Raw genomic sequence first — 19,085 nt, 5'->3', positions numbered from 1 at the left:
TCACTCGGTCGGTCGCAACCGTAACGTTGCCATGCCGCCGTCGACCGCGAGGGCCACGCCGGCGGTCGACCCCGACGAGGGGCTGGCCAGGTACGCGACCGCGAGGGCGACCTCGTCCGCGCTGACCAGCCGGCCGTGCGGCTGTCGCGCGTCCAGGGCGGCACGCTCGGCCTCGGGGTCGTCGGCCGAGTCGAGCAGGCGCTGCACCCAGGGGGTCGCGGCGGTCCCGGGGTTCACGCAGTTCACCCGGACTCCCTCCCGGAGGTGGTCGGCGGCCATGGCCTGGGTCAGGGACTGGATCGCACCCTTGCTCGCGGAGTAGAGGGCACGCTGCTGGATGCCCGTGGTCGCCGCCACCGAGGCCACGTTCACGACTGCCGCGGCAGGGGAGCGTCGCAGGTGCGGGAGCGCTGCGCGCGAGACCCGGACGGCGCCGAGGACGTTGACGTCGAAGACCGCGTGCCACTGCTCGTCGGGGTTGTCCTCGACCGTGCCCTGCGCGCCGATGCCGGCGTTGTTGACCACGATGTCGAGCCGGCCGAAGGTGGTGACCGTCTGCTCCACCGCGGCCCGGATGCTCGCGTCGTCGGTGACGTCGGCGCGGATGCCCAGGGCCTTGGGGTTGATGCCCTCGGGGTCGCGGTCGAGGGCTGCGACCTGGGCACCGCGCTCGAGTAGGACCTCGACGACGGCGGCGCCGATGCCGGACGCGCCACCGGTGACGAGGGCGACGAGCCCGTCGAGCTCGGGCGTTGCCGCGGCACTCATGCCTGGCTTCCGAACGCGACGTACTCCTGGCGCTGGCGGCCGAGACCGTCGATCTCGATCTCGACGACGTCACCGGGCTGGAGGTAGGGGAAGCGGCCGGAGAGCGCGACGCCCTCCGGGGTGCCGGTCATGATCAGGTCGCCCGGGTCGAGGACCATGAACTGGCTGAGATGGTGGATCACCGTCGCGACGTCGAAGATCTGGTCGGCGGTGATGGAGTCCTGTCGCGGCTCGCCGTTGACGAAGGAGCGCAGGCCCAGCTTCTGGTGCTCCACCTCGTCGGGGGTCACAACCCACGGGCCGACAGGGCTGAAGCCGGGGGCGATCTTGCCCTTGCTCCACTGGCCGCCGGAGATCTCGAGCTGGAACTCGCGCTCGGAGAGGTCATTGGCGATCACGAAGCCCGCGACGTGCTCCAGGCTCTGGTCGGGGGAGTCGAGGTAGGACGCGCGCTTGCCGATCACGACGCCGAGCTCCACCTCCCAGTCGGTCTTGGTGCTGTTGCGCGGGATGGTGACGGCGTCGTTCGGCCCGGCGATCGTGTTGGGGGTCTTGAAGAAGATGATCGGCACCGTGGGCGGTTCCGAGCCGGACTCGGCGGCGTGCGCGGCGTAGTTCATGCCGATGCAGACGATGGCGCCGGGCTTGCCGATCGGGGCGCCCACGCGGAGCGTGTCGGCCCCCTCGACGAGGGGGAGCTCGCCCGCGGCGAGCGCGGCGGCGGCCCGTGCCGGCCCGTCGGAGGCCCAGAAGGCCGCGTCGATGTCGGTGGTGAGATCGGCCAGGCTGCGCACCTCGTCCTCGAGCACGAGAACTGGCGTTTCCTTCCCGACGGGTCCCAGGCGGGCGAACTTCATGCGGTGGCCTCCAGCGGTGAGTAGTCTGATCTATCGGTGAACCTGAGCCGCCAAATGTGGCGGTGAATGCATATTGACAGCCTAAACATCAGATGTCTAGCCTCGGGTTGGCGGTCGGACGACCGCGGGGGGGCAGAGCGTGAGGAGGACGGATGGAGATCCCGTTGTTCGGACTCGGCTGTGCGCCGATGGGCAACCTGTTCCGGCCGCGTACGGACGAGGACTGCCAGGCGACGCTCGACGCGGCCTGGCAGGCAGGGGTGCGTCACTTCGACACCGCGCCCCACTACGGGCTGGGTCTTTCGGAGGAGCGGATCGGGCGGTTCCTGGCGACGAGGCCACGGTCGGAGTTCGTCGTCTCGACCAAGGTCGGCCGGCTGGTGCGGCCCAACCCGTCCTGGGACGGGCAGTCCCAGGACGACATGGGCTTCGCCGTCCCGGCCAGCTCGCACCGGGTCCTCGACTACTCCGCCGACGGCGTACGCCGCAGCCTCGAGGAGTCGCTGACCCGGCTCGGTCTGGATCGGGTCGACATCCTGTACGTGCACGACCCCGAGCTGTCCGGTGACCCGGCTGCCGTCGAGACCGCCCTCGCCGGCCTGGCGAAGCTCCGTGAGGAGGGCCTGGTCGACGCGATCGGCACCGGCTCCCTGTCGGTCCCGGTGCTCACCGCGACGGTCGAGACCGGCCTCGCCGACGTGGTCATGGTCGCCAACCGCTACACGCTCCTCGACCAATCCGTCGCCGACGGCCTGCTCGACGCGTGCGACCGGCACGGCACCCGGATCGTCGCGGCGGCGGTCTTCGCCAGCGGCCTGCTCGCCACCACCCCGCGCCGGGGCGCGATGTACAACTACGGCGAGGTGCCCGACGACATCCTCGAGCGCGCGCTCCGGATCGGCGAGGTGTGCGAGGCGCACGGCGTCGAGATCGCCACCGCCGCCCTGCACTACCCGCTGCAGGACCCGAGGGTCGTCTCGATCGTCGCCGGCGCCGGCCGGCCCGAGCAGGTGAAGCAGAACCTCGACAGGCTCGCCGTGTCGGTTCCCGAACAGCTGTGGACCGACCTGGCCGACCAGGGGCTGGTGCCGTCGTGCGCGTAGCCCTCATGGTCACCTGCATCAACGATGCCCTGTTCCCCGACACCGGGCGCAACGTGGTCCGGCTCCTGCGCCGCCTCGGCGTCGAGGTGGACTTTCCCCAGGCCCAGACCTGCTGCGGTCAGCCGATGGTCAACACCGGCTACCTCGACGAGGCCGTGCCGGTGCTGCGTTCCTTCGTCCGCGCCTTCGAGGGCTACGACGCCGTCGTCACGCCGTCGGGCTCGTGCGCCGGATCGGCCCGGCACCAGCACGACCTGGTGGCGCGCCGCAGCGGCGACGAGGGCCTGCGGGCGGCGTCCCGCGAGACGTCCCAGCGGGTCTACGAGCTCAGCGAGTTCCTCGTGGACGTGCTCGGTGTCGAGGACGTGGGTGCCTACTTCCCGCACCGGGTGACCTACCACCCGACCTGCCACTCGCTGCGGATGCTCGGCGTCGGCGACCGCCCCCTGCGGCTGCTCCGACAGGTCCGCGGGATCGATCTGGTGGACCTGCCCGGCGCGGCCGAGTGCTGCGGCTTCGGGGGCACCTTCGCGATGAAGAACTCCGACACCTCGGTAGCCATGGGCTCCGACAAGGCCCGGCACGTACGCGAGACCGGGGCCGAGGTGCTGGTGGCCGGTGACCGGTCCTGTCTGACTCACGTCGGAGGCCTGCTCTCCCGGCAGCGCGCCGGCGTACGCGTCATGCATCTGGCCGACGTCCTCGCCCAGACCGAGGCTGCCGCGGTGGCTGCCTCGTGACCGGCACGTTCGTCGGGATGCCGGTGTTCCCGAAGGCCGCGCGGGATGCGGTCGGCGACTCCCAGCTGCGCCGCAACCTCGCACATGCCACCGGCACCATCCGCGCCAAGCGCGCCGCCGTCGTCGGTGAGGTCGAGGAGTGGGAGGAGCTGCGCCTGGCGGGTGCGGCCATCAAGGACAACGTGCTGCTCCACCTCGACGAGCATCTGGTACGTCTCGAGGAGTCGCTCACGAAGGCCGGCGCGACCGTCCACTGGGCGAGCGACGCAGAAGAGGCGTGCCGCATCGTCGGCGACATCGCCGCCGCACACGACGCCACCGAGGTGGTGAAGGTGAAGTCGATGGCGACCCAGGAGATCGGTCTCAACGAGGCGCTGGCCGCCCGCGGGATCGAGGCCTGGGAGACCGACCTCGCCGAGCTCATCGTGCAGCTCGGCGACGACCTGCCCTCCCACATCCTCGTTCCCGCCATCCACCGCAACCGCGCCGAGATCCGCGAGATCTTCGCCTCCGCGATGGGTGAGGTCGGCCGTCCCGCTCCGGACGACCTGACCGACGAGCCCGCCCGGCTCGCGGAGGCCGCGCGCCTGCACCTGCGCGAGAAGTTCCTGCGCGCCAAGGTCGGCGTCTCCGGCGCCAACTTCGCGGTCGCCGAGACAGGGTCCCTCGTGGTGGTCGAGTCCGAGGGCAACGGCCGGATGTGCCTGACCCTGCCCGAGGTGCTGGTCTCCGTGGTCGGCATCGAGAAGATCCTGCCGACCTGGGACGACCTCGACGTCTTCCTCCAGCTCCTGCCGCGCTCGGCCACGGGGGAGCGGATGAACCCCTACACCTCGGTGTGGTCCGGCGTCACCCCGGACGACGGTCCGCAGGAGGTGCACGTGGTGCTGCTCGACAACGGCCGCACCCGCGCGCTGGCCGACGAGGTCGGCCGGCAGGCGCTGCGCTGCATCCGTTGCTCGGCCTGCCTCAACGTGTGCCCGGTCTACGAGCGCACCGGCGGCCATGCGTACGGCTCGGTCTACCCGGGCCCGATCGGCGCCATCCTCAACCCGCTGCTGAAGGGCGTGGGTCACGACGACCAGACCGACTCCCTGCCGTACGCCTCGACGCTGTGCGGGGCCTGCTTCGAGGCCTGCCCCGTGCGTATCGACATCCCCTCGGTGCTGGTGGAGCTGCGCTCGCAGGTGGTCGACGCCCATCGGGGTGGCGTACCCAAGCCCGAGGCGGTGGCGATGAAGGCCGCCGGGGCGACGCTGGCATCCGGGCGCCGGCTCGGCCTCGCTGAGCGCCTCGTCGGCGTCGGCGTCCGCCTTGCCCGCCGTGCCGGGGCGCGCCCCTGGACGCAGGCCCGCGACCTGCCGGACCCGCCCGCCGAGTCCTTCCGCGCCTGGTGGCGCCGCACCGGAGGAGATGAACGATGAGCACCCGTGAGGAGATCCTGGGCCGAGTCCGCCGGGCGATCGGTGACGCGCCCCGCCCGACCGCTGAGGTGCCCCGCGGCTACCGGGGTGCGGGCGAAGGCCTCGACCGATCCGCCGTGCTCGCCCGGTTCGTCGAGAGGGTCGAGGACTATCGCGCCACGGTCACCCGGTGCCGCGCGGCAGAGGTGGCCGAGGTGCTGGCGCGGGCGGTCACCGGCCGGAGCGTCGTCGTACCCCCGGGCCTGCCGTGGCCGGTCCCCGGATCCGTCGACGACACCGGGCAGTCGGCCGCCGAGCTCGACACGATCGACGCGGTCGTCTCCGCGGCCGCGCTCGGCATCGCCGACACCGGCACGGTCGTGCTCGACCACGGCCCCGGCCAGGGGCGTCGCGCGCTCACCCTCGTCCCGGACCTGCACGTGTGCGTCCTCGGAGCCACCCACGTCGTGGCCGGCGTTCCGCAGGCCGTCGCCCGCCTCGACCCGGCGAACCCGCAGACCTGGATCAGCGGACCGTCGGCGACCAGCGACATCGAGCTCGACCGCGTCGAGGGCGTCCATGGCCCGCGCACCCTGCACGTCGTCCTCGTCGAGGACCTCTGACCGCTCGCCCTTCCCCAAGAAAAAGAGACAGAGAGGACCCCACCATGACTCGCTACGGCTCCGTGGTCAGGCTGCGCCCCGAGAAGGAGGCGGAGTACGTCGAGCTGCACGCGGCCGTATGGCCCGAGGTGCTCGAGCGGCTGACCGCCAGCAACATCCGCAACTACTCCATCTTCCTGCGCGACGGCTGGCTCTTCAGCTACTTCGAGCACATCGGGGAGGACTACGAGGCGGACATGGCCGCGATCGCCGCCCACGACGTGACCCAGCGGTGGTGGGAGGTCACCGCCCCGTGCCAGGAGCGGCTGCCCACCGCCTCCGAGGACGAGCAGTGGTCCCCGATGACCGAGGTCTTCCACCTTGACTGAGTCATGGGCAGGGCCGTCGATCGGGCCCCGGCGCATCGATGCCCATCACCATCTGTGGGACCTCGCGGTGCGCGACCAGGACTGGACGCGCGATCTTCCGGCCATCCGGCGCTCGTTCTCCTTCGACGACCTTCGGCCCCATCTGGCCGACCACGAGATCGCCGGGACCGTCGTCGTTCAGACCGTCGCGGTCGCCGAGGAGACCCCGGAGCTGCTCGCGCTGGCCGCGGCCACCCCCGAGATCCTCGGGGTGGTCGGCTGGGTCGACCTCACCGCCGCGGACGTCGCCGACCGGCTCGCCGAGCTGCGCGAGGGTCCCGGGGGAGACCTCCTGGTCGGCATTCGCCACCTGGTGCAGAGCGAGCCCGATCCCGGGTGGCTGCTCCGCGACGACGTGCTGCGGGGGCTCACGGCGGTCGCTGATGCCGGCCTGGTCTACGACCTGCTGGTGCGCCAGCCCCAGCTGCGGGCGGCGGTCGGAGCGGTCGAGCAGGTCCCCGGCGGGCGTTGGGTGCTCGATCACCTCGGCAAGCCCGTGATCGACCCTGTCGTCTTCGACGAGTGGGCGGGACACGTCGCAGCGCTCGCCCGCCACGACTCGGTGGCGTGCAAGCTGTCCGGGCTGGTCACCGAGCTCGCTCCGGACCAGCCGATCGACGCGGTGCTTCCCTGGGCCGCGCACATCATCGATGTCTTCGGCGCCACGCGCACGATGATCGGTTCGGACTGGCCGGTCTGCCTGCTGCGCTCGTCCTACGACGAGGTGATCGACCTGGCCGACACGGTGCTCGCCGGGCTCGACGACGCCGGCCGCGCCGACGTCCGGGGTGGCACGGCCGCTCGGGTCTACGGCCTCGACCCCTGATCGGCGTCGCGCGCCCCGGAAACATTGGAAAACGCTTGCCCGGACCTCGTCTGTGATGTTAGACACATGTCATACGTCATATCTCAAGGAGACGGACATGCAGACTCGCACGACACGCCGCGCCCGCGCGGCGGTAGCCGTGGTCCTGGCGGCACTCGGTTCGACGGTCCTCGTCACCGGTACGCAGCCCGCCACCGCGGCCGGCACGACCCTCACGATCCACGTCGCCCCCGACGGGGACGACGCCGACCCGGGCACCAAGAGCCGGCCGCTGCGGACGGTGGAAGCGGCCCGCGACGCGCTGGCCGGACGTACCTCCGCGAAGAACCGAGGCACGGTGATCGTCCACGGCGGCGAGTACGTCCTCGACGACGCGATCGACCTGACCGGTCCCGAGCACTCCTGGGTCACCTACCGCGCCGCGGCGGGGGAGAAGGTCCGCCTCACGGGCGCGCACTCCCTGGGTGCCCAGGGCTGGCGGCCGCTCGCCGACCTGTCCGAGGAGGAGCTCGCCCAGCCGCGGTTCTCCTCGAACACACGGCTCGACTCGCCGGCCCTGCGCGAGGGCGTGTGGGTCTACGACCTGGGCGCCGAGGGCATCGATCCCGGCACGCTCTACAAGAACGGGTTCAACTGGCTGCCACAGCCCTTCGCGCCCGAGCTCGTCGTCGACGGCGGGACCCAGACGCTGGCGCAGTACCCGAACCCGAACGACTGCACCGGGGCTGACAGCAGCTGCTACCTCTACGGCGACGGTGGCAAGTGGAAGGTCCCGGCGACCAACGACCTCATCCAGTGGACGCTGCGCGACCGGTTCGGGATGGAGCCCGACTGGGCGACCAGCGGGACGACGCCGCGTGCGCAGTTCGAGGACAAGAAGCAGCAGCTCGCGAACCCCGCGGAGCGCGACACCTGGTCCCAGGACGAGATGCGCAAGATGACGCCTCCCCTCTACGAGGTCGGCGGCCGGCTGCTCGAGGGCAACCGCTACCAGGGCTGGGCTCCTCAAGGGGAGCCGGAGATCGTCGACCACGGCACCCGCGGCTTCGGTGCCTACTCGCACATCCCGGTGCAGGCCGACCCGCAGGAGCTCACCGACGTCGACAACACGACGTACGAGACCGAGGCGTGGCTCTCGGGCTACCTCGGCAACAACTACGCCAACGACATGGTGCGGCTGGTCTCCTGGAGCGGCACCACGATGTACGCCAAGTACCCCTCGATGTACTGGCCCCGCAACGACTACACCAAGGTCAAGGCGCTCAACATCCTCTCCGAGATGGACGCCGAGGGTGAGTACTACATCGACCGTCACGCGGGCAACGACGTCGTCTACTACAAGCCGGCGGGCGGGACGATGGAGGGCAAGAGCGCCACGCTGCGGGCCTTCGACGACAACATCTTCCGGCTCGAGGGCACCACGGGAGTGACGCTGAAGGGCCTGTCGATGTCGGACTCGCTGATCAGCGCGGTCCAGCTGCTCGACGCCGAGAAGACCCTGATCGACGGTGTCGACATCTCCAACGTCAGCATGGACGCGATCCGCATCGGCGAGACCACCGAGTCCATCACCGCGCTGCCCGACTACGAGACCGTACGCGGCGGCCACGACAACGTCGTGCAGAACTCCTACCTCCACGATCTCGGCGGCGGCGGAGTCCTGCTCGGCGGCGGTGACCGCAGCACTCTCGAGCGCGGCGACAACGTGGCCCGCAACAACGAGATCGCGCGCTTCTCACGGCTGGCGACCTACACGCCCGCCGGCTACCTCTACGGCGTCGGGAACAGCTTCGAGAACAACTACGTCCACGACGCACCCCACATGGCGGTGCAGATCATGGGCAACGACATGCGCGTCAACAACAACTTCTTCTACGACCTGGTGAAGAACGCCGGCGACCAGGGCGTCGTCTACACCGGGCGTGACTACACCTATCTGGGCAACGAGGTCGCCTACAACTTCTTCGACACCATCGGCGGCTCCAACGACGCGTTCTACATGGACGACGGAGTCTCGGGGATGCGGTTCCACCACAACGTCGTGAAGAACGCGCACTCAGGAGTGTTCTTCCAGTCGGGCCACAGCAACAAGGCGACGGACAACGTGTTCATCGACGTCGACCAGACCGGCCACGACCAGCTCTACCACCGCAACGGCGAGACCGGTCTTCCGGTGCCCAACGGCTGGGTGGTGCAGAGCCGCTACAACTCGTTCCTCGACGTACGGCCGGGGGAGAAGTACTCGGCCACCGAGGAGGACGTCGCCCGCTGGCACCGTCACTACACCGACGGCAAGGCCCGCTACTCCGACGGAGCGCCGATCGTGTTCCCGGAGATCAAGGACTGGTACGTCCCGCGCGTCACCGCGACCGGCAAGGACTGCCAGAAGGCCGACTACGCGGCCGGCGCGACCAACGGCTGCGACCGTGCCACGGTGTGGGAGAACCCGAACTCCGTCTACGTGCCTGCGCGCAACGCGATCGACCGCTCGGTGATCATCGGTGGCGGCGAGTACCGCGCCGGGGAGAACTCGTTCGCCGACCCGGCCGCGACCTATCGCCTCTCCACGTGGAGCGACGCGATCAACACCAACCTCAGCAAGCCGGCCTCGCTCGAGGCCGCCGGGCTCGACCTCGACACGCTGAGCTTCAGCTATACCGGCGAGGTCGCGCAGACCTTCGGCCGGAAGTGGGTGGCGAGCTGGAACCGGCTGGTCACCCGGGAGGGCATCGGACTCCCGGGCGGCCCGGCTGCCGGCTGACCGAGGTCAGGACGCCTGCGCGATCCACTCGCGCAGGCGTCCTGCCTCGTCCGGCAGCAGCGACAGATCGTCCTCGGGCAGGAACTCCAGCAGGACGTCGATCGGTCGCCCGGTGTCCGCGAGCATCTCCAGGGCCGGCAGCCACAGGTCGGCGCGGGCCGCCAACGGCAGGCGCTCGTGGCGCGGCCACCAGGAGAACGCGTGCACCGCCCGTACGTGCGGGAGCAGGTGCTCCAGCCCGGCCAGGGCCACCTCTGCCGGCTCGCCCACCCGGGGCTGCCAGTAGGTGCCGACGTTCGGCCGGTCCACCTCGGCCAGCAGGTCGAGGGTGGACTCGACAGTGTCCGCCAGCGTCAGGTCGTGGTGCTCGAAGGCGAGCTCGAGGCCGTGCCCGGCGGCCTCGTCGGCCAGCCCCTGTACGCGGCGTACGACCGCGACGCGCTCGGCGGGGGAGGCCTCGACCGAACCGGTGGTGCCGGCCCAGATGCGTAGCCGGGTGCACCCCAACGCCCGGGCCGCGCCGATCAGCGCGACGCCGTCGTCGTCCGGCGTGGCCCGCCAGTAGGTGCCGTAGGAAGCGACGGCCAGCCCGGCGGCAGCGGTCGCACCGGCCAGGCCGCGCAGGTCGCCGGCAGGCGGGGCGTGGACGTCCGCCCCCCACTCGATGCAGGCCAGGCCGGCCTTCGCGGCCGCCTCCAGCACCCCGTCGGTCGGGAGATGACGTGCGGTGACCGAGCACAACCCGGGACGCAGCATGCTCAGAGCCCGCCGTGGTAGGTCGTGCCCAGCGTCGAGACGTCCGTGGGGCGGTCGGAGGTGTCCACGCGACGCATCCCGTCGTTGGTCTCGAGGAAGAGCGGCGGCTCGGGGTAGCGCAGCTCGTCGTCGAGCGGCTCCTTGTCGGTCCACGCGAAGAAGTCGCGCCCGAACACCGCCCGGTCCTTGCGGCCGTAGAGGTGGAGGTCGCCTGCGGTCAGGGGGCTGCGGATGCACCAGTGCACGCCGTGCTCGGCCCAGACGGCCCGGTTGGTCATCAGCACCGACTGGCGCTCGTCGGGCGTGAGCACCGTCGTCCAGAAGTCCGGGTCCGGGTCTTCGACGTCGTCGGCGAGGAACACCAGGTCGTGGGCGTGCCACGCGGTGCTCGGGGCGACGTCGGCCTCGGTGCCCCAGTGGGTCGCCGAGGCGAAGTAGCCGGCCGGGGCCTGATAGTGCGCGTACGTCGCCCGGCAGCGCGCCATGAACTCCTCGAGCTCGGCGTCGGGGCGCACCCGGCACACCTCGCGGATGCCGTGCAGCGACAGGCCCATGCCTGCGATCAGCATGGGAGTGTCGCTCTTCAGGGTCGTGCTGGGTGCGACGTACCAGTAACGGTGGAAGCGGGTCTGGCCGTCCGCGTCGGTCCACGCCGAGCGGGCGACGTGGCGGCACAGCCGGACCGCCTCGTCGAGGTAGCGCTGCTCACCCAGGCGCAGGTGGCCGAGCAGCAGCGGCATGATCATCAGGCCGTAGTACTCCGCTGGCTCGAGGATCCCGCCGGCGACCCGATCCTCGGCCTGCCGCCAGGTGCCCGAGGAGTCTGCGTCCGGGACTCCGGGTTCGTGGTGGCGGGCGATGAGGAGGTCGAGGTCCTCGGCGATCTCGGCCAGGCCGCTGTCGTCGCCGGTCACCTCGGAGAGCAGCAGCTTGACCCACACCCGGGCGTACTCCTGGTTGCAGGTGCCGTCCTCGGCCGGGCGGCCGCCGCCGAAGGAGTGGAGGGCGACCAGGTTGCGGCGCACCACGTCGACGATGCGGTCGACCTCGGCGTCATCGAGCAGATGCCGGGCGTGCTTGAGCCCGAGGAGCAGACCGATGCTACCGGTGGCGTTGTGGATCAGGCCGGTCGTGGCCGACTCCCCGACCTGGAAGCCGACGTGCTTGTACTGGTCGTCGTCCTGCAGGGCGCTGCTCTGGAAGCGCATCATCCGGCGCCACACCTCGGCGGCCCGGTCATCGGGCCGCGCGGCGAGGAGCTGTGCGACGGCGCCGAGAGCCGGCGCGGAGAAGGCGGCGTGCCCGCTGGTCCAGTCGAGGAAGGTCGCGGGGTTCGTGCCCCACACGCTGTGGTTGTGGAAGCCGTTGATCGCCCCTTCGTCGGTGACCCAGGTCAGGAACCAGCGGGTGAGGTGGGCGAGGTCGGGCGCAGGGGTGGGGGTCGTCACGTCGGTCTCCGGTTTCAGGGTGTTGGTCATGCGCTGGTGGCCAGGCTGGTGGGGTCGACCGGCCGCAGGGGCGGCCGGCCCTCGATCAGAGCGCGCACCTCGTCGACGGCGCCGCGGCCCAGGCGGTGCAGCTCACCGCCCTGCGAGCCGGCGATGTGCGGGGTCAGGGTGACGTTGGGCAGGCTCCACATCGGATCCTCGGCGGGGAGCGGCTCGGGCTCGGTCACGTCCAGGACCGCACGCAGCCGGCCCGAGACCAGCTCGGCGCGGAGCGCGTCGTGGTCGACGATCCCTCCCCGGGCGGTGTTGATCAGCGTCGCGCCGTCGCCCATCAACCCGAGCAGGCGGGCGTCGACCAGGTGTCGGGTCTGCGGCAGCATCGGTGCGTGGAGCGAGACGACGCGCGAGCGCGCGAAGAGCTGGTCGAGGTCCACGAGCTCGGCGCCCAGCTCGTCGGCCTGCGCCGCGTCGATCGTGGGGTCGCTGACCAGCACGGTCAGGTCGAACGGGGCGAGCAGCTCGATCAGCGCCCGGCCGGTGGCCGAGGCGCCCAGCAGGCCGACGGCCGTGCCGTACGCACCGTCGATGGTGTCGTCGACGGTGAGGTCGGGGGCAACCCGCTCGGCGCGGAACCGCTCGGTCAGCGGCAGGACCGACTTGGTCGCCCACAACACCGCGGCCAGGGCGTACTCGGCGACGGGGCGGGCGTTGGGCTCCACGCCGCAGGTGACCCGGAGGCCACGCTCCCAGGCGGCGGGGGAGAGGAAGTACTTCACCGAGCCGGCGGCATGGACGACGGCGCGCAGCCGTGGCATCCGGGCGAGGGCCGACGCGTCGATGGTCGGCGTGCCCCAGGCGGTGATGAGCACCTCCACCTGGGCGGCAGCGGGGTCGTCGTAGGACGTCAGCACCTGGTCGGGGTCGACGTCCACGAGGTCGCCCAGCTCGGCCAGGAGGGGTGCATCGAAGAATCGATGCTGAAGTTGGGGGGTCATCGCGAAGGCGGCGCGCACGAGGCGGATCCTCTCGGTTGTCGAGGCTGTGAGGCCGTTTCCGGCCGTTTCGGAAACGGCTGGATCTGGGCTTGCCCATTTAAACATAAGATGTGTTATCTTCGTCACGTTGGCGCCCGGGATAGCGCTTTCCTCACTCCGGTGGTCGGCAGTCCGAATCGCCAGAGTCCACGCGAACAACCTCCGTCGGATGAAGATCGACGGACGACGAAACGGAGATTCCTGTGGAGACACGACGCTTGTGGAGGGCGGGTGCTGTCGCAGCGGTTCTGCTTCCCCTGATCGCGACCGCTGCCTGTGGAGGCAACGGCGCTGCCAGCGACGACAGCAAGGAGGTGCGGGTGCTGGTCAACCTGACCGACAACCTCACCAAGGACTTCTGGAACGATCTGGTGAAGCCCTTCGAGGACGAGACCGGCATCGACGTCAAGATCGAGGGTCCGACCGGCACCAACGTGAGCGAGACCTTCAGTTCTCAGCTCGCTGCGGGCACTGCTCCCGACGTGGTGCAGTCCATCTTCCCGGACGACCAGATCGCCCCCGAGGTGCTCGACCTCTCCGACGAGAGCTGGGTCGAGGACACGCCGATGGTCGACACGTACGCCATCGACGGCAAGCGACTGGTCGCCGGTGTCGGCTCCCAGGCGCAGTCGCTCGTCTACTACAACAAGACGGCCTTCGAGAAGGCGGGCATCAAGGCCACGCCGCAGACCTGGGACGAGTTCGACGCCGCGCTCGGCCAGCTCGCCAAAGCCGGCTACACCCCGCTGCAGACCGCGGGCCAGTGGGAGACCGGCCTCCAGCTCCAGCAGCTGTGGCACCCCACCCTCAACACCGAGCAGCCCGAGTGGCAGTCGGCCGTCGCCGACGAGAAGCTGACCCTCGGCGAGGCCTTCGAGCCGATGTTCGAGCACTACGCCACCTGGCTGGGCGACGGCTACATCAAGAAGACCGACGTCGGCCTCGACCCGACCACGGCCGACGCGAACTTCATCGACGGCAAGGTCGGGATGTACCCGCTCGGGAGCTGGCTCGTCGCGAGCCTGGACAACGCGGGCGAGCTTCCCTTCGAGGTGGGCGTCTTCTCCCCGCCGGTGAACGAGGGCATGGCCTACCCCGGCCCGCAGGGCGCCACCATGGCCAGCCCCTACATGGTCTACGCCGGTAGCGAGCGCTCCGACGAGGCCCTTCAGCTCGTCGAGTACCTCGTGACCGACGAGGCCGCGATCGAGAGCCAGCTGACCGCCGACGGCGTGTTCCGTGCCGGCGCGGCCGTCGAGCAGTCCCCGGTCGCGACCGAGATCCAGGCGATCATCGATGAGGCACCCGAGCTGGTGACCGTGGGTGAAGGCGCGGGCGACATCCGCCTGCCCGTCGTCGGCCTCAACGACAAGTTCACCGAGATCGTGCAGAGCCTCTACACCGGAACCAGCCCCGAGGACGCCGCCAAGGCGCTCGACGACTGGGCCGAGCAGAATGGGTGACCCGTCGGGGCCACGACGAGGAGAACGATGATGGCTCTCATGAGCGCCAGCAAGACCGACAGCCCTCCCGCGGCAGCTGACCTGCCGCGGGAGGGAGGGGCACCGCGTCGCGGGGTGATCGGCAGGTCACCGGGCTCCCGCCCGCGCACCTCCGGATGGGTGGAGGCCTCGATGGTGCTGCCCGCCCTCGTGGTCTTCGTCGGCCTCCTCGTCGTCCCCGTCGGCTACGCCGTCTACTACAGCTTCACCGACTACAACGGCTTCCCCACCCAGACCCCCGAGATCGTCGGCTTCGACAACTACGTCAGGATCTTCGAGTCCACCGACGTCCGGGGCTCCATGGTGGTGACCGCGATCGTCGCGGTCGCGGGGTCGATGGTGGTCAACGCCGCCGCGCTGGGCCTGGCCCTCCTGCTGTGGCGCACGACCCGGTTCACCGCGTTCGCCCGCGTCGTCATGTTCTACCCCCACGTGCTCAGCCTGATCGTCGTCGGCTTCCTCTGGTCGGCGATCCTCGGGCCTCAGGGCGCGGTCAACTCGGTGCTGGAGAATCTGGGCAGGAGCCCGCTCCCGTTCCTCAGCGACGAGACCTGGGCGCTCGCGACCTTGATCCTCGTCATCGCCTGGGCGCAGTTCGGCGTCCAGCTGCTCATCTACCTCGCCGGGCTCCAGGCTGTGCCCGCCGAGCTCCTGGAGGCCTCGCGCATGGACGGTGCCAACCGCTGGCAGACCTTCCGCCACGTCACCTGGCCGGCGCTCGCGCCGTCGGTGACGGTGGCCCTGATCACCTCGATGATCTCGCTGCTCAAGACCTACGACGTCGTCGTCTCCCTGACGGGCGGTGGACCGGCCGGGTCCACGAAGACGTTCGCCTATCAGATCCTCGCCGTGGAGTTCCCCAAGCGGCAGGTCGGGCTGGCCTCGGCCGAGGCCGTGGTCCTCATCCTGGTGGCCGCGATCCTCGCCTTCGGTGTGCTCGCGCTGCGCCGCCGCCATGACCAGGGGGCCCAGGGATGAGCGCGCTGCAAGCCCCGGTGCGTCGCCGCGGTTCGACCGGCGAGCGGCGTACCCCGCTCTGGTATGCCACCGTCACCGCACTGTGCGTGGTGATGCTGGTGCCGATGTACCTCCTGGTCGTCAACGCGTTCAAGGATCAGCGCGACATCATCAGCAGGCCGTTCTCGCTCTCGCCCGGTCAGTTCACCCTCGAGCACCTCACCACGGCGTGGAACAACCCGGACTTCGACATCGCGTTCGGCTACGCCGTGACGATCGGGTTGGTCATCTGCGTCAACATTGTCTCCATCGGCGTGTGTGCGCCCGCGGCGTACGTCATCGCGCGCTCGCCTCGCCCGGTGTTCGGTGCGGCGCTGCTGTTCTTCATCTCGGGCATGTTCATCCCGACGCAGGTGATCCTCGTGCCGGTGATCTTCGTGCTCCGGGCGCTCGGGCTGATGTCGACGTTCCCTGGTCTGGTGCTCTTCATGGCCTCGGCGACGGTGCCGTTCACGATCTTCGTCTTCACCGGGTTCATCCGGATGTTGCCCGCCTCGCTCGACGAGGCGGCGGCGATCGACGGTGCTGGTCCCTACCGGACGCTGTGGACGATCATCCTGCCGCTCATGAAGCCGATCCTGGCGACCGTGTTCATCCTGAACACCTTGAGCGTGTGGAACGACTTCGCCAGTCCGCAGCTCATCCTGGGCCCGGGGTCGGGGCTCTACACGGTCACCACCGGCGTCTACGCGTCGGTGGGGGAGTACTCCGCCGACTACACCCAGGTGTTCCCCACGCTGCTGCTCGCCGTGCTGCCCATCCTGGTGATCTTCGTCCTCACCCAGCGCTGGGTGATGAGCGGGATGGCTGCAGGGGCGGTCAAGGGCTGAGGCCTGCTCGGTGGCGTGGGTGCGGGAACCGCCCCACGCCACCGACCGGCGTCGTACGCCCCGGGGTCAGCCTTCGCGCTTGCCGGCGTCGGGCAACGGCAGACGGCGGCGGCGCCAGGCCTCGAGGATGTGGCCGTTCATCGCGTCCTGTGCTCGGACGGGATCGCTCTCGGAGATTGCGGCCAGCACGGCCTCGTGCTCGCGCAGGGTCACCGCGAAGGCGTCAGGCGTGTCGACGCCGTGGTAGCGGGAGCTCTCCAGCGCCCGGTCCATGAGCGTGCGCGCGATGTTGCTGGCGAGCCGGTTGCGGGAGAGCTCCATGACGGTCTCGTGGAAGGCCACGTCCGCGGCGCGGAAGACCTCCTCGTCGGCGGTGCTCTCGCGCATCCGCTGCATCGCCTGCTCCAGCTCGGTGACCTGGTCCTCGGACCGGCGGCGGGCGGCCTCGGCCGCCATCACCGACTCGAGCTGGGCGCGGACGACACTGAGCTCGTCGAGGATGCCCAGGGTCTCGTCGTGCTTGATCAGGGCGGTGAGGACGACTCGGTCCATCGTGTTCCATGCGGTCATGGGGCGCACTTCGGTGCCGCGGCCCCGCGCGATCGTGACCAGGCCCTTCTCCTCGATGCGCTTCACCGACTCGCGGACGACGGTGCGGCTGACGCCGAACTGCTCGCTGAGCGGTCCTTCGGGCGGCAGCGCGTCGCCCGGAGCCAGGCGACCGGAGACGATCGCGTCCACGAGCTCGTCGACGACTACCACGCCGAGCATCGGCTGCCGGTCACGCGGCTGGGAGAGGACGGTGGTGGTCCGTGAGAGCGGTTGCGGCATACCCGGAAGTGTAGGACATCGTACGTCGCCGAAGCGGCGACATGGCCGTGCCGCATCGGCGTTCGAGGCATCTCACCATCCAGCCAGGGCTTGACACGTCATATGTATGACATCACGCTAGTAGCGTGGCGCATGTCACACGGAGCTCGTCTCGGAGGCTGCACGGCCGCCCTTGGGTGGTCCTTCTGTCTCTCGCCGGGCGCTCCGCCCCCATAGAGAAGGGAACGGACCATGCAGCAACCAATGACGCGCCGCCTGGGCGCGCTGGCCGCGGCGGCCGTCGTCGCGGTCACCGGTTTCGCGGTCACCGCAGGAACCGCCGACGCGGCGGGAGGAAAGTGCAAGGCCCTCTGGGTCTCGACCGACGGCAGTGACAAGGCCGCCGGGTCCGAGCGCGCGCCGTTCGCAACCCTGGAGCGTGCCCGCGACGAGATCCGCGACAAGAAGCTCAATGCCCGGATGGGTTGCGACGTCACGGTCAACGTCAGGGCCGGCGAGTACCAGGTCGACTCCACGATCGATTTCGACGACCGCGACAGCGGCAGCAACGGCCATGACGTGGTCTACCGGTCGGTGGACGGGCCGGGCAAGGCGGTGCTGACCGGCGCGAAGGAGCTGACCGGGTGGGAGCCGTTCCGCGACGGGATCTACAAGACCAAGGTCGAGCCCGGGCAGCGGTTCTACACGCTGTTCGAGGACGGCGCGCGCGCCGAGGTCGCCCGCTACCCCAACCGTGGCTCGGTGGACTCCCACGGGCCGTACCTCTTCTCCAAGCTCGGTGAGCCCGAGAAGGAGGCCGTGCGGCAGTGGCTCTACTGGGAGGACGGTGACTGGGACCCGGCGTGGGACGACACCCCGACCAGCAACCCCCTGGCCAACGCCCAGCTGACCGTGTGGTCCGGCGGCTCCTGGAGCTGGTTCACCGACATCGTGCCGATCGGCGGGGCCGACTACCGCAAGGGCTTCACCACGCTGAAGTACTGGACGCGCTACGCGCTGGTCAACAGCGGCGGCGGCTCGCGCTACTTCATCCAGAACGCGCTGCCGTTCCTCGACCAGGCGGGTGAGTACTACTTCGACTACGCCAACAACGAGGTCTACTACAAGCCGAAGGGCGACATCTCCAAGGTGCGGATCATGGCGCCGACGGTGAAGAAGCTGATCGATGTCAAGGGCGCGACGCCGGAGCGCCGTGCGCAGAACATCACCTTCGACGGCATCGGGTTGCAGCACAGCGACTTCACCGACTGGTACCGCTCGGGATGGATCTCGGCAGGTGACTCGGGTGATGCGCACAAGTACCCCGAGTACGACCGGCAGATCGAGATGCCGCGCAACCGGTTCGGTGCGATCACGCTGGAGAACACCAAGGACATCACGCTGACGAACCTGCACGTCTCCGACACCGGGTTCATGGGTGTCTACGCCCTGTTCGCCAACGAGGGACTGAAGGTGACCAACAGCTGGTTCGAGAACATCGGCGCGGACGCCATCAAGATCGAGGGTGGCTGGCCCGGTGAGGGCGACCTGAGCCACGGGCACACGATCTCCAACGTGTTCATCGACCACATCGGCGAGCTGGTGCCCGGCGACGCTTCCGGGGTCGAGCTGATGGACACCGGCAACAACCTGGTCGAGAACATCTTCGTCAACCACTCCGCGCGGTACGGCATCAGCCTGGAGTCGCGTCCGGAGGTCGTCGACGGCGAGCAGTACACCGACAACAACACCTTCCGCTACATCGAGATCCAGAACGCCGGCCTGGACTCCGGTGACATGGGCGCGTTCTACACCTACGGTGTGGCCAACCAGGAGCCGCACCCGATCAAGAACACCGTGGAGCAGATGGTGATCGGTGACGTGCTGACCGACCCGGTCGGGGAGATGCCCGACTCCGGCACGCGTGGCATCCACATGGACGCCGGTGGCTGCGGGTTCTCCTTCGCCAACATCGAGGTCGGTGAGACCACCGACCAGTCCTACCAGTCCTACCAGTGCAACGAGGTCACCAACGGCAACTGGAACGACGGGTTCGACGCCTCGAAGATGGAGTACGACAAGATCGGCATCACCTCGGAGTTCCCCTACGACGTGAGTGCGCAGATCGCGGCGGCCCGTTCCTGAGGGCAGCCCCACCACCGCAGGCCCGGCGAATCCCCCCGGGCCTGCGGTGCAAGGT

17 protein-coding genes are annotated in these 19,085 nt (G+C 69.8%); 11 read left to right on the top strand and 6 right to left on the bottom strand.

Annotated features, from left to right (window positions below):
* The gene (locus ACFU7D_RS03240) at positions 1-768 is read right to left on the bottom strand and encodes an SDR family NAD(P)-dependent oxidoreductase (RefSeq protein WP_378863239.1); all 768 of its coding nucleotides are present in this window, start codon (positions 766-768) and stop codon (positions 1-3) included.
* The gene (locus ACFU7D_RS03235; protein WP_378863236.1) at positions 765-1,625 is read right to left on the bottom strand and encodes a fumarylacetoacetate hydrolase family protein; all 861 of its coding nucleotides are present in this window, start codon (positions 1,623-1,625) and stop codon (positions 765-767) included. The genes ACFU7D_RS03240 and ACFU7D_RS03235 overlap by 4 nt, the downstream gene beginning before the upstream one ends.
* 152 nt (positions 1,626-1,777) lie before the next feature.
* On the opposite strand from ACFU7D_RS03235, the gene ACFU7D_RS03230 reads away from it, so the two are divergent.
* From ACFU7D_RS03230 to ACFU7D_RS03200, 7 genes are all read left to right on the top strand, one after another.
* Positions 1,778-2,728, top strand: coding sequence for an aldo/keto reductase (locus ACFU7D_RS03230; protein ID WP_378863233.1), 951 nt, complete (start codon positions 1,778-1,780; stop codon positions 2,726-2,728).
* Between the two features lie 5 nt (positions 2,729-2,733).
* Positions 2,734-3,468: a (Fe-S)-binding protein gene (locus ACFU7D_RS03225; protein WP_378724632.1), complete on the top strand. Its 735-nt coding sequence runs from the start codon at positions 2,734-2,736 to the stop codon at positions 3,466-3,468.
* Between the two features lie 17 nt (positions 3,469-3,485).
* Positions 3,486-4,892, top strand: coding sequence for a LutB/LldF family L-lactate oxidation iron-sulfur protein (locus tag ACFU7D_RS03220; RefSeq protein ID WP_378863334.1), 1,407 nt, complete (start codon positions 3,486-3,488; stop codon positions 4,890-4,892).
* The gene (locus tag ACFU7D_RS03215; protein WP_378863230.1) at positions 4,889-5,494 is read left to right on the top strand and encodes a lactate utilization protein C; all 606 of its coding nucleotides are present in this window, start codon (positions 4,889-4,891) and stop codon (positions 5,492-5,494) included. The genes ACFU7D_RS03220 and ACFU7D_RS03215 overlap by 4 nt, the downstream gene beginning before the upstream one ends.
* A gap of 44 nt (positions 5,495-5,538) precedes the next feature.
* The gene (locus tag ACFU7D_RS03210; RefSeq protein ID WP_378863228.1) at positions 5,539-5,862 is read left to right on the top strand and encodes an L-rhamnose mutarotase; all 324 of its coding nucleotides are present in this window, start codon (positions 5,539-5,541) and stop codon (positions 5,860-5,862) included.
* Positions 5,855-6,727: an amidohydrolase family protein gene (locus ACFU7D_RS03205; RefSeq protein WP_378863225.1), complete on the top strand. Its 873-nt coding sequence runs from the start codon at positions 5,855-5,857 to the stop codon at positions 6,725-6,727. Before ACFU7D_RS03210 ends, ACFU7D_RS03205 begins: the two co-directional genes overlap by 8 nt.
* 97 nt (positions 6,728-6,824) lie before the next feature.
* Positions 6,825-9,488, top strand: a complete 2,664-nt coding sequence (locus ACFU7D_RS03200; protein WP_378863222.1) for a right-handed parallel beta-helix repeat-containing protein — start codon at positions 6,825-6,827, stop codon at positions 9,486-9,488.
* A gap of 6 nt (positions 9,489-9,494) precedes the next feature.
* Here ACFU7D_RS03200 and ACFU7D_RS03195 read toward each other — a convergent pair whose 3' ends face one another.
* The 3 genes from ACFU7D_RS03195 to ACFU7D_RS03185 are packed head-to-tail and all read right to left on the bottom strand — an operon-like array spanning position 9,495 to position 12,705.
* On the bottom strand, positions 9,495-10,244 hold the full coding sequence (locus tag ACFU7D_RS03195) for a sugar phosphate isomerase/epimerase family protein (RefSeq protein WP_378863219.1): 750 nt from the start codon (positions 10,242-10,244) through the stop codon (positions 9,495-9,497).
* Positions 10,245-10,246: 2 nt separating this feature from the next.
* Positions 10,247-11,722 (bottom strand): hypothetical protein, encoded by a 1,476-nt coding sequence (locus ACFU7D_RS03190; protein ID WP_378863216.1) that lies wholly within the window; start codon positions 11,720-11,722, stop codon positions 10,247-10,249.
* Positions 11,719-12,705 (bottom strand): hydroxyacid dehydrogenase, encoded by a 987-nt coding sequence (locus ACFU7D_RS03185; protein ID WP_378863213.1) that lies wholly within the window; start codon positions 12,703-12,705, stop codon positions 11,719-11,721. The genes ACFU7D_RS03190 and ACFU7D_RS03185 overlap by 4 nt, the downstream gene beginning before the upstream one ends.
* A 224-nt stretch (positions 12,706-12,929) precedes the next feature.
* Between ACFU7D_RS03185 and ACFU7D_RS03180 the strand changes: the two genes are divergently transcribed.
* The 3 genes from ACFU7D_RS03180 to ACFU7D_RS03170 are packed head-to-tail and all read left to right on the top strand — an operon-like array spanning position 12,930 to position 16,075.
* Positions 12,930-14,189: an ABC transporter substrate-binding protein gene (locus ACFU7D_RS03180; protein ID WP_378863210.1), complete on the top strand. Its 1,260-nt coding sequence runs from the start codon at positions 12,930-12,932 to the stop codon at positions 14,187-14,189.
* A 39-nt stretch (positions 14,190-14,228) separates the two neighbouring features.
* On the top strand, positions 14,229-15,206 hold the full coding sequence (locus ACFU7D_RS03175; protein ID WP_378863207.1) for a carbohydrate ABC transporter permease: 978 nt from the start codon (positions 14,229-14,231) through the stop codon (positions 15,204-15,206).
* Positions 15,203-16,075: a carbohydrate ABC transporter permease gene (locus ACFU7D_RS03170; protein WP_378863204.1), complete on the top strand. Its 873-nt coding sequence runs from the start codon at positions 15,203-15,205 to the stop codon at positions 16,073-16,075. The genes ACFU7D_RS03175 and ACFU7D_RS03170 overlap by 4 nt, the downstream gene beginning before the upstream one ends.
* A gap of 66 nt (positions 16,076-16,141) precedes the next feature.
* Here ACFU7D_RS03170 and ACFU7D_RS03165 read toward each other — a convergent pair whose 3' ends face one another.
* A complete protein-coding gene (locus tag ACFU7D_RS03165) occupies positions 16,142-16,906 on the bottom strand; it encodes a FadR/GntR family transcriptional regulator (protein ID WP_378863201.1) in 765 nt (254 codons plus the stop codon).
* 243 nt (positions 16,907-17,149) lie between these two features.
* On the opposite strand from ACFU7D_RS03165, the gene ACFU7D_RS03160 reads away from it, so the two are divergent.
* Positions 17,150-19,030, top strand: coding sequence for a right-handed parallel beta-helix repeat-containing protein (locus tag ACFU7D_RS03160; RefSeq protein ID WP_378863198.1), 1,881 nt, complete (start codon positions 17,150-17,152; stop codon positions 19,028-19,030).
* Positions 19,031-19,085 lie beyond the last annotated feature (55 nt).

The sequence above is a fragment of the Nocardioides sp. NPDC057577 genome, assembly GCF_042801335.1.
In the GTDB taxonomy this organism is placed as follows: domain Bacteria; phylum Actinomycetota; class Actinomycetes; order Propionibacteriales; family Nocardioidaceae; genus Nocardioides.
Note: the sequence above shows the minus strand (reverse complement) of the source record. Positions and strands in the feature narration are given on the sequence as shown.